Origin of the sequence: Pseudoxanthomonas sp. SL93 (assembly GCF_026625825.1) — a bacterium.
Taxonomy (GTDB): Bacteria; Pseudomonadota; Gammaproteobacteria; order Xanthomonadales; family Xanthomonadaceae; genus Pseudoxanthomonas_A.
Genome location: NZ_CP113065.1, coordinates 2,814,595 through 2,827,627 on the forward strand (window position 1 = coordinate 2,814,595; position 13,033 = coordinate 2,827,627).

Here is a 13,033-nt window from a genome sequence, read left to right on the forward strand (position 1 = left end):
CGGTCGTCACGAGGCGTAGATCTGCTTCACGGCGACGAGATGTTCGGTGAATCGCTGGTACGGCTCCTGGTATGCCTGGACTTGCGCGGGACGCGGCACGCAGGCAAGCGCCTCGTCGAACGCGACATGCGCATCGACCAGTTCCGCGAAACCGGTGTCCTCGCCCTTCGACTTCGACAGCGCCCACAGCGCCTGCAGCGCGGCGCCGAATGCCGCACCTTCCGCATCACGCAGCACGTGCACGGGCATGCCGAAGACATCGGCCACCATCTGGCGCCACGCGGCGCTGCCGGCGCCGCCTCCCGTGAGCACGATGTGGTCGAACGCCATGCCGGCCGAGGCGAATGCCTCGAAGCCGTACTTCAGGCTGTAGGTCGCGCCTTCCATGGCGGCGCGATAGAAGTTGCCCGGGCTGGCATTCTGTGGTGTCAGGCCGGTCAGCACGCCCTTGCCCAGCGGCAGGTCGGGCGTGCGCTCGCCATTGAGGAAGGGCAGCAGCGTGATGCCACCGGCACCGGGCTCGGTGGACGCCACGTGGCCGTCTCCGTCCCGCACGCTGAAGCCGAACAGCTGGGCGATGGTGGTCGTCGCCACCGTGCAGTTCATCGTGCAGATCAGCGGCAGCCAGCCACCGGTGGACGAACAGAACGCCGCCCATCGACCTGCCGGATCCACCACGGGCACATCGGAATAGGCGAACAGCGTGCCCGATGTGCCCAGGCTCATGACCAGCCTTCCCGGCACCACGCAGCCGGTGCCGATGGCGGCCATCATGTTGTCGCCGCCGCCGGTGGCCACGACCACATCGCGCGCAAGACCCAGTTGCGCCGCCCGGTCGGCACGCAGCGGGAACGTGGTCGCCGTCTCCACCACGGGCGGCAGGCACTGCGAGAGATCGCGCTCCGGATCGGTGGCGCGCAGCAGGTCCTTCGACCACGTCCGCGTACGTACGTCGAGCCAGCCCGTGCCCGACGCATCGCCGTACTCGCAGAAGGCCTCGCCGGTCAGCCAGAAATTCAGGTAGTCGTGGGGAAGCAGGATCTTCGCCAGGCGACGGTAGGCCTCCGGCCGATGCTTGCGCGTCCAGGGCAGTTTGGAGGCGGTATAGCCCACGAGGATCGGATTGCCCGTCAGTTCGATGCAGCGCTCCACGCCGCCGACGGCGTCGGTGATTTCCTCGCACTCCTCGGTACTGCTGGTATCGCACCAGAGTTTCGCCGGTGCGAGCACCTGGCCGTCGGCATCCACCGGCACGAAGCCGTGCTGCTGGCCGGAAATCGCGATGGCGTCGATCCGGCCGCGCACGTCGAGGTCGATGTCGGCGAAGCACTGCGTGACGGCCTGGATCCACGCATCGGGGTGCTGCTCGCGCGTTCCGTCATCGCCGCTGGTGAGTTCCAGCGGCGCGTGCGCCGAGGCCACGACGCGGCGAGCCTGGTCGTCGTAGACCACGACTTTCACGCTCTGCGTACCTGCATCGATTCCCGCGGTCAAAGCCATCGATCACTGCCTCCGACAACAAAAAGTTAGCGCTACCATTTCGTCCGGAAAAAAAAGGCCAACCCCCGGATTGCCCTTCATCCGACGCGACCCTGCCGCACGGCGCGCTGATGGCGACACTGTAACCAGCACCCGTGGAAAAAGCGTGCTGCAGCGCAGAATGTCTTTGCAAACAGACACTTGAAGGTCGTTTGCGCCGGCCGGCCATCGCAGTCCGTCAGGGGGCCAGGTCGATGAAGGCATTGATGGACAGGCGGCCATGGAGGGGATCGGCGGGGAGCACCCGGTCATTGCCGATCCGCCCCGAATGCAGCGAGTTGCGCCGGTACACGATGAGCCGGTTGAACACGCCTTCCACGCCGGCGACGCGCTCGAACATCGAGGTGTCCCCATCGATGTAACCCGCGCTGGAAGCCGCTTCTTTCCGGCTCTCCTGCGCCAGGCAATCGAAGTACGCCGCATGACGGCTTTCATCGATGTACTCGAATCCGCTCTGGCGATGCCGGTAGAAGTCGGTGCCGCCCCACTGGCCGCGGAACAGGTAATGCACCGTGGCGAGCCCCTGGCTGCTGACGGAATCGATGTGCGGCACTCGCTGCAGGAACTGCAGGGTCGCAGGCGGTTGCGTGACCAGGGAGAAGTGGCACATCGGAAACACGAAGCGGCCCGGCGCCAGACCGAAGCATTCGTGCAGCAGCGGATTCAACGTCGCTTCCAGGAACTGCTGGTAGGACAGGGGTGCGGGTGCGCGGATGCCGGGGAACATCGATGCCATCTTTACGAACGGCCGGCTGGCCGCCTTGCGCACCATGCGTTCCGGGTCCGACAGCAGGTTGTCGATGACCAGCAGCGGCGCGCCTTCCTGCCCGATCCGCTGCCGGGTGATCCGGATGTCCGCATGAGGGGTGATCAGCATGGGCTGGCTTGCCTGTGCTGGCCGTTACGCAGGCACGGGCCGGGCTCCCCATACTTCCGGCCCCGCCTTGCAGTAGCGCTCGATGAAAGCCTGCTGGGAAGGCATCTGCGCGACGGCCTGATCGATGGGCTGGCGGATGGACGCCAGCAGGCTCCGCAGGTCGTCGTCCTTCAATGCACGCGCCAGGGGATGCGGCTGCCCGGGGGCGATGCCCTGGCCCAGCAGCACATGGGTCCAGGAGTCGACCCGGAAGAGTTCGTCCGGATCCTGCCAGGCATGCGCGCGCTCGCGCCAGGCGCGCAGGCGGATGGCCAGCGATTCGGGCAACGCCATCTCGCGGCACGCTTTCCACATCGGCTCATCGCGCTGCGTGGCATGGTAGTGAAGGATGATGAAGTCCCGCACGTGCTCCATCTCCGCGCGGCTGACATCGTTGTAGAGGTCGACGAGCGACGGGGCGATGCCGTCGAAGGGGAACAGCTGGACCAGGCGCACGACGGCACTGATGGCCAGGTGGATGCTGGTCGATTCCAGCGGCTCGATGAAGCCGCTGGCCAGGCCCAGCGAGACCACGTTCTTGTTCCACGCCTTCAACCGGCGTCCGGTCCGGAACGGCACCAGCCACGGATCACGGAGCGCAGGCGCACCGACGTCGCGCAGGAGCTTGGCGCGCGCCTCGTCGTCGGACATGTGCCGGCTGGAGAACACCAGGCCGCATCCCACGCGATGCTGCAGCGGGATATGCCAGCGCCAGCCGGCCTCGTGCGCGATCGCGCGCGTGTAGGGCACCGGCGGACCCACGGACTCGGTCTGCACCGCGACCGCACGGTCGCTGGGCAACCACTCGTTCCAGTCCTCGTAACCGGTGTGCAGCGTCTGTTCGATCAGCAGGCCGCGGAAGCCGGTGCAGTCGATGAACAGATCGCCGTCGAGGACCTGTCCGTCTTCGAGTACCAGGGACTGTACCGCTCCGGAATCCGGGTGCTGCCTGACCTCGCGGATCTTCCCTTCCACGCGCCGCAGCCCATAGCCTTCCGCGATGCGGCGGAGGAACTTCGCGTAGAGACCGGCATCGAAGTGATACGCATAGTTGACCTGCGGTTGCGTCTGCAGCGAGAACTGGTCTCCCCGCGAAGCGACCGTCTCCAGGCAGAAATCCCCCAGCTCCGACGGCATCCCGCGGCGCAGGCTGTCCAGCCAGAAATGATGGAAGGCCGCCGCCCACGTTCCCTGCCCGGTGATGCCGAAGGGATGGATGTAGCGTTCTCCCGGACGGCGCCAGTTTTCGAAGGAGATCGAAAGCTTGAACGTGCCCGCCACGGCGCGCAGGAATTCCTGTTCGTCGATCTGCAGGAAACGGTGGAACGTACGGATGGGCGGCACGGTGGATTCGCCCACGCCCACGGTACCGATCTGTTCCGACTCCACCAGGGTGATGTCCAGGCGATCGCGGAACTGATGCGACAGCGCACATGCGGCCAGCCAGCCCGCGGTACCCCCGCCGGCGATCACCACCTTGCGGACCTGTGCTGGCGCTGCTGCTGGATTGTCCACTGCGGTTACTCCCTGCTTCGGTTAGCGATTCAGACGCCCAATCAACATGGCGCGGATACGCCGCGCCTGCGTTTCATCCACCGGCCCCAGCAGGTCACGTGCCTGCGCGGGAAGGTGCTCCCCTGCCTGTTCGCGTGGACCGAAGACGTAGTAGTCGAACACCTTCGCCCACGCCTGCTTCTCGCGTTCCGGCAGGTCCCGCAGCGTCCACAGGGCATGGTGGAGCGCCGGCAAGGGCGATGAGAGGAAGGCGGGTGAACCGCGCCACCAGTAGTTCACTAGCACGTTGAACGGCTCGAGGCTGCGCACGTGGTGCCACCACATGCTGGGGATGAAGATGGCATCACCCGGCTCGAGCAGCGCGGTCTGCGCGGTGGCCAGCGCCTCGCGGAACCGGGGATGGCGAGCATGGTCGGGGTCATCGAAGTCGACCACGCTCACGACTTGGCCGCCTGGCGTGGGATCGAACGGACCCGGGTAGAGATTCGCGATCTGGTCGGGCGGGAACAAGGTGAAGCGTCGCCGGCCCACCGCGCAGCACGCGATGTTGTTGGGCTCATCGAAATGGCAGGACGCGACCACGCGGTTGCCTATCCAGATGCTCGGGGGCGCATCGATATCGTGCTCGGCCAGGGGCAGTCCATTGGCCTGGCTGAAGCCAGGCAATGCACCATCGACCAGCAGCGACGCCACGTAATAGGTCGGTGGACGCGGATCGTGCAGATGGTCCGCAATCTCGCCGAGCACTTGCGCCAGCGATCCACGCCGGACATCGAAATTCAGTCGGGTGAAGTCTTCGTTGTAGAACGGACGACCGGCGATTTCGGGCCCGCCGAAGGAATACTGGATGGGTCTGCCGGCGTCGAAACCCAGCAGGTAGGACATCGCGTCCTGCGTGGAACGCAAGCCGGCCTGCACCAGTCCCCAGTCGCGCGCGACGCCCTTGAGCAGCACGGGTTGGCCGTCCGACACCAGATCGTGCAGTGGCAGCGCGTCCGCATGCACATCTTGCAGAACACGCATCGATGTCGCGTCCACCGACACGGCGGTCAGCTCCCACCCGGGGAAGTCGCCGCATCCTGTGCACGCAGGCGACGCTGCTTCTCGGCCATCAGGCGACGCATGTTGTGCAGCGACGCCAGGATCAGGTAAGCGCCCTCCAGGTATCCGGCGCGGTTGAGTTCGACCAGCGCATTACCGTCCAGCGCGGCCAGCCTTTCGCGATCGATGCCATGCAGCCCGTTGACGCCCACGCGGTGCCGGTCGTCCAGCTGCACGTCCAGGTTGACGGGCTGTATCAGGCCCTTCGCATCCAGCGCCGAGAACATGGCGGCACCGAACTCGCTGCCGTCCCTGATGCCGCGCAGGACGGCCGCGACGTGCTCCAGATAGGGCGTGTTGCCGCCCTGCGGCAGGAACACCGGCTCCCCTGTCGTGAAGTTGACGCGCGGATGATCCAGGTCCACGTGCATCACCGGCTCCTGCCTGAGCTCACCGTTGACGCGCTGCTCCTGGAAGCCGATCAGGAAAGGCCCCTTTGCCGCCGCACCCGGCAGGTAGGCGGCATTCCATCGGCCGTCCTGAAGGAAAAGATTCTCGCGCTGCTCGAACCCCAGCAGCGCCACGGACTGCCATTCGCCCGTACCCGGATCCTTCCTCAGGAAGATCGGGTACTCCCTCTGCAACTCGGCGAACTCGCTGGGAAACGCCGGCACCATGCCCACGTCATCGCCGAACTCGGGGCCGAACCCCGTCGCCACGCGCAGATCCTTGTGCGACACATTGTTGAGAAGCTCGTAACGGGCCATCTTCTCTCCATGCAAGTCAGGGATGGGCGAAGCGCCTCCCCTGCAGAATATCACCGCCGGCGAATGGTCTTCGCGCGGACATCCACCAGCCCAACCGACCTCAACAAAAGGGACCGCTGCTTGCGCAGCGGTCCCGCATGGCGACATCCGGAGAGGGGGCTATCGCCAATCTCAGAACTTGTAGCGGGCACCCACCATGTAGCGCGGGCTCTGGTCGGCCAGCTTGACGATCTGCTGGTCGGTGCGCGCGTGCCAGCGCACGTCCTCACCGGTCAGGTTGATCGCCTCCAGGCCGAACGACCAGTGGTCGTTGAGCGTGTAGTTCACGCTCAGGTCCCACTGCTCGTACTCTTCGACGTAGTAGGGATTGCGGCTGGCGCCCTGGTTGGCGAGGATCAGGTACTCATCGCGCCAGTTCCACGCCAGACGCACCGACCAGCCATACTTTTCGTACATGAACATGGCGTTGGCCGTATCGCTGAGACCGGTCAGCGCGAACTGATCGATGCCCGGATCGCCTGCATTGTTGTAGCCCACATCGCCGTTCACCACGGTGTAGTTGGCCAGGATGCCGAAGCCCGTGTCACCGAAGAAGTACTGGCCACCCATTTCCCAGCCATTCAACTTGGCCTCATTCTGGTTGACCGGCCGGTTGACGTTGAACTGGTACAGCGGGTCGTCGGCTTCTCCGTAGATGTTGTAAGCGGCTTCGGTGGCAAGCGCCTGCGCACCGGTGCCGTTGAACGCACCCAGGCCGGCCGGATCATTGCGCAGCAGGGCCAAGGCCGTGAACAGCGACGTATCGTTGCCCGAACACGCGGCGGCGTTCGCCGCGCCCACCTGGGTCACACACGCGGCGCTGGTGAGGAAGGCCAGCGCGGCCTGCGCATCCGGGCCCGAGGTGGGATCCCGCAGGCCGTACAGGGACTCCTGGCCGACCGTATTGCCGATGAAGTTGTTGACCGACTTGTTCCAGTACGTCAACGACAGGTAACTCGCATCGGCGAAGTACCACTCCACCGCAAGGTCGAGGTTGTCGGATTCCAGCGGCTTCAGGCTGGGGTTCTGCGCGTTTCCGCTGGCACGCACGGAGGGATCGAGCAGGACCGAGCCGAAGGGCTGCTGTGCGCCTGGGCCTGCATAGAGGTTGCCATAAGGTGCGCGTGCGATGCTCCTGCCGAACGAAGCACGACCCTTCAGTTCATCGGTGAAATCGATGCTGAAGTCCAGGTTGGGCAGGATGTAGCTGTAGCTGGCTTTCTCGCTGAAGGGCTGCTGCTCGTCCGACAGCACGATGCGGAAGTCGTTGTTGGCCTGCCATTCGATGGCCTCGGGAATGGCGATCACCGACGTCGACACGACATCCGTCGTTTCGTACCTCACGCCCAGGCGGGTGTTGGTGCGCATGCCACCCAGCTCGCCTTCCAGTTCGACCTGGAAGTACGCCGAATGAGTCTTCTCTTCCACCCGGTTGTCGGCCGCCCGTTGCGGACTCACGCCCAGCCCCACGCCGTACTGGCCCGCTGCCCACTGGGCGAGCTCACCCGCATCACCTCGCCAGACCGGCCAGCTGGTGACGTTGTAGTCGTCGAACAGGCCACCGATGTTGACCGGGCGCAGAAGATCCATCAGCCCCGCCGCGGTGTCCGAATCCACGTTGGCCACGCCCCAGTCGCCCAGGGTCGAATAGGCTTCCGCCGCCTGGATGCGGTGTGTCGTGGACTTGTTGGTGTCCACGCCGAACTGGAAACGACCCTGGTCGAAGTTCCATTCGCCGTCGATGCGGGCCTGCTTGATCTCGCTGACCTGGGTCTGCGCATTGATGCGCAGCACCTGCGAACCGACCTCGCCTTCCACGAATCCGGGATTCACCACGCCGTTGGTACCGGCGACCGCGTCCGCCGTGGACGGATACCAGGTCTGCGTTCCGTACGGCAGGCCGTTGTTGAAAACCAGCTCCTGCACCCACGAGCCGCCGCAGTGGGGCCCGGTCGTGCAGTTGTTGGTACCCGCGATGCTCATGAAGATCGAGCCGCCGCCGGTGAGCGGATCGTTGGGCCGGCTCTCGTTCTTCGAGTTGTGCGCGTCGAAGGTGAGGCGGAAGTTGTCGCTGACATCCCAAGCTGCATTGAGGCCCAGCGAACCCAGCTTGTACTTCTGCATGCTGCGCTGCTGTTCGATACCGAAGTCCTTGGTCCCCGCGATTTCGCGGATGTACACCGGCGTGGCGATGGCACCGCTGGTGTCGAACTCAACGTCGGTGTAGTTGCTGTTCTGCAGCCACATCGCCTGTTCGCCACGGTTCTCCTCGATCTCGTTGGTCGAGTAGGTGTAGTCCAGGGTCAGGGTCAGGCTGTCGGTCGGTGCGAACTGCACGACCGCCTGGCCATTGACGCGTTCGCGCTCGAAGTCCGAGAAGGCGTAGCGCAGGTCATTCGGGCGTGCATACAGATCGCCGATGCCGGGCGCATTGACCACCGTGGGGTTGCCGGGCATCGTCCCGGTCCACGGCTGCACATTCCAGTAGTTCTCGGTTGCCTGCACCGAACCGCCCTTGCGCTTCTGGTGGCTGGCGCTCAGGCTCACGCCGAAGGTCTTGTCCGGATTCGTATAGCTGAAGATGCCCGACAGTTCTGGCGTCAGGTCGTTGTCGAAAGGCTGGCTCCGATCGGAGACGATCTTGGCACCGGCACTCGCGACGATACCCTCGTTGTTGAACGGCTTGGCGGTCAGGATGTTGATGGTGGCACCGATGCCGCCACTGGGCACCTGCGCCTGGCTGGTCTTGTAGACCTCGATCCCGTTGATCGCTTCAGCGGCGAGCTGCGCGAAGTTGAACGCGCGCGTGCCGCCATCCACGCCACCGATGGCGACCTGGCCCGACGCACCAAACGCATCCGCACCCGGCATCTGGCGACCATTGAGCGTCACCATGTTGAACTGCGGGCCGAAGCCGCGTGCCGTGACCTGCGCACCTTCACCATCGCGGCGCTCGATCGAGATGCCGGTGATGCGCTGCAGGGATTCGGCGAGGTTGGTATCCGGGAACTTGCCGATGTCTTCGGCGCTGATCGCATCGACGACGCCCGCGGAATCGCGCTTGATGTTCATCGCCTGATTCAGGCTGCTGCGCAGGCCCGTGACGACGACTGTGTCCAGCGTGGTGGCATCCGGTGTCGCCTGCTGCTGTGCCTGCTGCGCGACCGGCGCCTGTGTTTGTGCTTCCTGCCCGAAGGCGGGATTGATGACCAGTACGCCACCCACGAAGGTGAACATGGCCGTCGATTTGAACTTCGCCAACTTGCGACTCATCAGCATGTCCTCAGGTCTGGAATTGAAGGGCCAACAGCGCCGCGGCAGGCTTGGTATCCGGCTTCCGCGTTCATCTGGGCCCTGGTCTGTGCGTGGCATCGGAACCTGCACTCTTTCATGGTCTCCCCTCTCACTTCGATCAATGGATGTATCGCCCTCCCCAAGGGCACCCGCAGGCACAGGCCCGCACTTCCAGACCGGGCATGGTGATAGCGCCCGTTACCGCGCTGCCCTTGGGAATACCTTCCAGGCAGGTTCCAGCGTCGCAACGCAACACAGCGTTCAATCAACTTCCATGGACACGATCAACGGATGAATCGACCAGAAGTGGTAGCGCTACCATCACGTTCGGCGCAGACTAATCACGCAGCCCTGCCTTTGTCACCGTGCACCGCAGCAATCCCGGAGAGAAAGCCTCCATCGCCGCCGACGTCTGGCAAGCTGGTGCAGCGATGGAAGCGGTTCCACGGCGAGGCCGGCGGCGCAGCCACGTAATTTTCATTCCGTTGCAGGGTGTGGGGATGGAGATCGGTAGGCTCGTCTGGCCTGGTCGCGGTATGCGAGGCTGGCCACGACTGCGCTCTTTCCAACTGACGACACCTGGAACCAAGCGAGACATCGGAGCAAGCAAGACAGCATGGAGAAACCGATCAAATCCGTCCGGCGAAAAGGCAGCGCGATCACGATCGACGAGGTCGCCGCCCACGCAGGCGTTTCGCCGATGACGGTATCGCGCGTGGTGAACGGCCACGGGGGTGTCCGCGACGCCACGCGTGAGCGTGTCATGAGCACTGTGCGCGAGCTGGGATACCGGCCCAACCTGGCGGCGAGTTCGCTTGCCGCGGCCCAACACACCTGCATCGCACTGATCTACACCAATCCCAGTTCGAGCTATCTGCGCGAGCTGCTGGTCGGCGCCTTGCGCGGTTCGGCACGCGCGGCGGCCCAGCTGGTCATCGCGACCTGGGACACGCTGGACGTGGAAGGCCAGCGCGCCGCGGCGCGCGAGCTTAGCAAGAGCGTGGCGGGCGTAATCCTGCCGCCACCCTTGTGCGAGTCCAAGGCGATCGTCATGGAATTCGCCCAGGCCGGCATTCCCGTCGTGTCGATCGCGTCGGGCCGTTTCAGCGAGACGATTTCCTGCGTGCGCATCGACGACCATCGCGCCAGCCACGACATGACGGCCCATCTGATCGTCCACGGGCACACGCGTATCGGCTACATCAAGGGCGACCCGAACCAGACGGCCAGCGCGCATCGCCTGCAGGGATACCGGGACGCATTGGCCGAGGCGGGCATCGCATTCGATGAGAAGCTCGTCAGGCCCGGTTACTTCACCTACCGGTCGGGTCTGGAGGCGGCCGAAAGCCTGCTGGCGCTTGCCGACCCACCCACCGCGATCTTCGCCAGCAACGACGACATGGCCTCAGCCGTGGTCTCCGTTGCGCATCGCCGCGGCCTGGACGTCCCGCGCGACCTGTCCGTCGTCGGCTTCGACGATACATCGGCCTCCACCATGGTCTGGCCGGAGCTGACGACCGTCCACCAGCCTGTCGCCTCGATGGCCGATGCCGCCATCGACATCCTGCTGCGTGAGATCCGGCGCGCCACCAACTCCGCGCGCGTCATCGTCAATCACGTCGTCCCGCACAAGCTGGTGAAGCGTGCCTCAGTAGCAGCCAGGAAAAAATCGAAACTCGTACGGCAGTAGCGCGCACACCCAGCAGGGCATCACCCGTGGGACACCGTCACAACCATGCAACGGAAATTCAGCGTTGGCAGGCTGCGCACCCTGCTTTGGACGGCCAGATATCGGAACGCAGCCATTTGCCTGATCTGGTGCCCAGTCAGCGGGTCCTGCCTGGAGCAGCGCAACCCATGGGATCCATGCAGGGCGTTCTGTGTTGGTCCGATTTCCTTGCCTATGGCCTGACCCAATCACGTCAGGTTTATGCCCTCTCCTGCCAAGCCAGGAGAGGGCTGCCCAGCTAGGTGACTACAGACCGCTGGCCGTGACCGTGCATTGCAGCGTAACGGTCACTTGACCGCCAACCGGGAGCGTGGGAATGGTGATACCACTGCTCAGCAACGTGCTGACGGGCACGGTTGGCGACGGGCAGCTCGCGCCCCCGCTGGCCGTACACGTTGCCGTCGTGCTCGGTACGCTGCAATTCTGGCCTGCCGTAGGCGTGTCGCTCAGTAATACATTGGTCGCTGCATTCGGCCCATTATTGCTGACAACCAGAGAGTAGGTGATCACGTTCCCACTCAGCACTGGATCCGGCGACGCCGTCTTCAATACCTGAATATCCGTCTGCTGCAATGTATTGGTGAACGTGCAGACAATATTGCTGCCCGCGGCTGTCGCGGCGGCATTCAGCGAGATCGTCCGATTGGCCAGATCCGGGGTGGCGGCACCTCCGGTACCCAGCCCTGTGCACGTGATGTCGGTGACCCTGTAGGTTAGGGGTGAAGTGCTTTCGGTAATCGCGGTGACAGTGGAAGCAGCGGTGAGAATCTGCACGGCACCGCTGACTGGCGTTCCCGCGGTAGCAGTGGTCAACGTTTGGGTCTGCACCCCATTGGTACCGCTGAACCCGAAGCTGTCCACGCCACCAACACTGATCTTGCGCAGCGTCAGACGGGGATTACGTATCACCAACGTCGCGTCTGGCGGAGGAACCAAGCCGGTAGTGGCTACATTGCTGGCGCCGTTGGTGTAACTGCCTTCGACGGCGGCAACGACGTTGACGGAAATCGTACAGGACGTCTGGCCCGCCGCAAGGTCCCCGCCGCTGACTGTAATGGTGTTGCCTCCCGCTGTTGCAGTGATCACAGCGTTTCCACACCCGCTGTTCACGGGGCTGGGGGGGCTGGCCACCAGAACACCGGTTGGCAAGGTATCCACAAAGCCCCAGTTCTGCTTGGCAGACAGCTCCGTGGTGTTGACGATGGTGAAGGTCAGCGTGGTCGGTTGGTTGGTGCCCGCAGGGTTGGGGCTGAATGTCTTGTAGAGCGAGGGCGTGACGTCAAGCACCTGGATGTTGTCGAACGCCGCGTCGTTGCCCGTGCCGGAACCGTTGAGATTGGTCATCCGGATGCCCAGCGTAGCGCCGTTGAACAGGATGGGCGTGGGCGATTGCAGTCTTTTTGCCAGGTAATCATTGCCTGCGCCGCCGAGCCCGTTGGCCGGGCAGCCATTGACACCCGGCGTGCACTGTACGCCGGGCACGTCAATGATGTTGTTGGTATAAACGTTTGTACACAATGCACCCGTCGTGCCCGCGGAAATGGCCGTGCCGGTGGAAGTTATAAGATTGAAATCGTAATTGGGGGCACTGTTCGACCAGCATGACGCAGATGCCGCATCCACGCCGAAGGTGACGAACCGGCTGTTGGTCGTGGGCGGCAAGACGATCTGGTTGACCGTTGCAAATTCAATGGCGATGCCGGGATTTGCACCGTCCGTATAAGCGGTCACCGCGCGGTTGCTGGTCTGGTTCCACGTCATGCTGTTGGTGTCGGTGCCGTTGAAAATGCCCAGAGCCCACGCCAGCTGCCGCACGGTATTGAATGCGTCCTGGTCCTCCAGCGCGGTCTTCAGCGTGCAGTTGCTGACGGGCTGCTGTGACTGCAGCGTGGCGCCGGACAGAATCTGTCCATTGCAGGCCGTCAACCACGACGCCGCCGCTGTGTAGGTGACGCCTGTAGTGGAGGTGTAAGCCGTAAGCAACTGGATAGTGGAATCCGGACCGTTCTCGAAATCCTCGGCATACAAGACAGTCGGGGCCTGGGGCGTCTGTGCCAGTGCCGATCCGGACGGAAACGACCAACCAGCGGCAATGGCCAAGGCGGCCATCATGGTCAATGACAAACAACCCCAGCGCGAAGGAGAGCGATACATCTTTTCTGTGCCTTGATGGAAGAACGATGGGTTATGCAT

The 13,033-nt window shown here is 64.1% G+C and carries 8 protein-coding genes; 1 reads left to right on the forward strand and 7 read right to left on the reverse strand.

Annotated features, from left to right (window positions below):
• Window positions 1–6: 6 nt before the first annotated feature.
• The 6 genes from xylB to OVA13_RS13310 all read right to left on the reverse strand — a co-directional run bounded on the left by xylB (window position 7) and on the right by OVA13_RS13310 (window position 9,090).
• A complete protein-coding gene (gene xylB / locus OVA13_RS13285) occupies window positions 7–1,500 on the reverse strand; it encodes a xylulokinase (protein ID WP_267790941.1) in 1,494 nt (497 codons plus the stop codon).
• Between the two features lie 217 nt (window positions 1,501–1,717).
• On the reverse strand, window positions 1,718–2,416 hold the full coding sequence (locus OVA13_RS13290) for a DUF6445 family protein (protein WP_267790942.1): 699 nt from the start codon (window positions 2,414–2,416) through the stop codon (window positions 1,718–1,720).
• Between the two features lie 24 nt (window positions 2,417–2,440).
• Window positions 2,441–3,970, reverse strand: coding sequence for a tryptophan halogenase family protein (locus OVA13_RS13295; RefSeq protein ID WP_267790943.1), 1,530 nt, complete (start codon window positions 3,968–3,970; stop codon window positions 2,441–2,443).
• Window positions 3,971–3,991: 21 nt separating this feature from the next.
• Complete coding sequence (locus OVA13_RS13300; RefSeq protein WP_267790944.1) at window positions 3,992–4,993, reverse strand: cupin-like domain-containing protein; 1,002 nt, start codon at window positions 4,991–4,993, stop codon at window positions 3,992–3,994.
• Between the two features lie 26 nt (window positions 4,994–5,019).
• Window positions 5,020–5,778: a SapC family protein gene (locus OVA13_RS13305; RefSeq protein WP_267790945.1), complete on the reverse strand. Its 759-nt coding sequence runs from the start codon at window positions 5,776–5,778 to the stop codon at window positions 5,020–5,022.
• 171 nt (window positions 5,779–5,949) lie between these two features.
• Window positions 5,950–9,090 carry a TonB-dependent receptor gene (locus OVA13_RS13310; RefSeq protein ID WP_267790946.1) on the reverse strand — a complete coding sequence of 1,047 codons (3,141 nt, stop codon included), beginning with the start codon at window positions 9,088–9,090 and terminating at the stop codon, window positions 5,950–5,952.
• 637 nt (window positions 9,091–9,727) lie between these two features.
• Between OVA13_RS13310 and OVA13_RS13315 the strand changes: the two genes are divergently transcribed.
• The gene (locus OVA13_RS13315; protein ID WP_267790947.1) at window positions 9,728–10,801 is read left to right on the forward strand and encodes a LacI family DNA-binding transcriptional regulator; all 1,074 of its coding nucleotides are present in this window, start codon (window positions 9,728–9,730) and stop codon (window positions 10,799–10,801) included.
• A 285-nt stretch (window positions 10,802–11,086) separates the two neighbouring features.
• Here OVA13_RS13315 and OVA13_RS13320 read toward each other — a convergent pair whose 3' ends face one another.
• On the reverse strand, window positions 11,087–13,033 hold the full coding sequence (locus OVA13_RS13320) for a prealbumin-like fold domain-containing protein (RefSeq protein ID WP_267790948.1): 1,947 nt from the start codon (window positions 13,031–13,033) through the stop codon (window positions 11,087–11,089).

Coding starts and splice junctions, on each gene's coding strand:
- xylB (WP_267790941.1), bottom strand. CDS start 1,500: ATGGCTTTGACCGCGGGAATCGATGCAGGTACGCAGAGCGTGAAAGTC.
- OVA13_RS13290 (WP_267790942.1), bottom strand. CDS start 2,416: ATGCTGATCACCCCTCATGCGGACATCCGGATCACCCGGCAGCGGATC.
- OVA13_RS13300 (WP_267790944.1), bottom strand. CDS start 4,993: ATGCGTGTTCTGCAAGATGTGCATGCGGACGCGCTGCCACTGCACGAT.
- OVA13_RS13305 (WP_267790945.1), bottom strand. CDS start 5,778: ATGGCCCGTTACGAGCTTCTCAACAATGTGTCGCACAAGGATCTGCGC.
- OVA13_RS13310 (WP_267790946.1), bottom strand. CDS start 9,090: ATGAGTCGCAAGTTGGCGAAGTTCAAATCGACGGCCATGTTCACCTTC.
- OVA13_RS13315 (WP_267790947.1), top strand. CDS start 9,728: ATGGAGAAACCGATCAAATCCGTCCGGCGAAAAGGCAGCGCGATCACG.
- OVA13_RS13320 (WP_267790948.1), bottom strand. CDS start 13,033: ATGCATAACCCATCGTTCTTCCATCAAGGCACAGAAAAGATGTATCGC.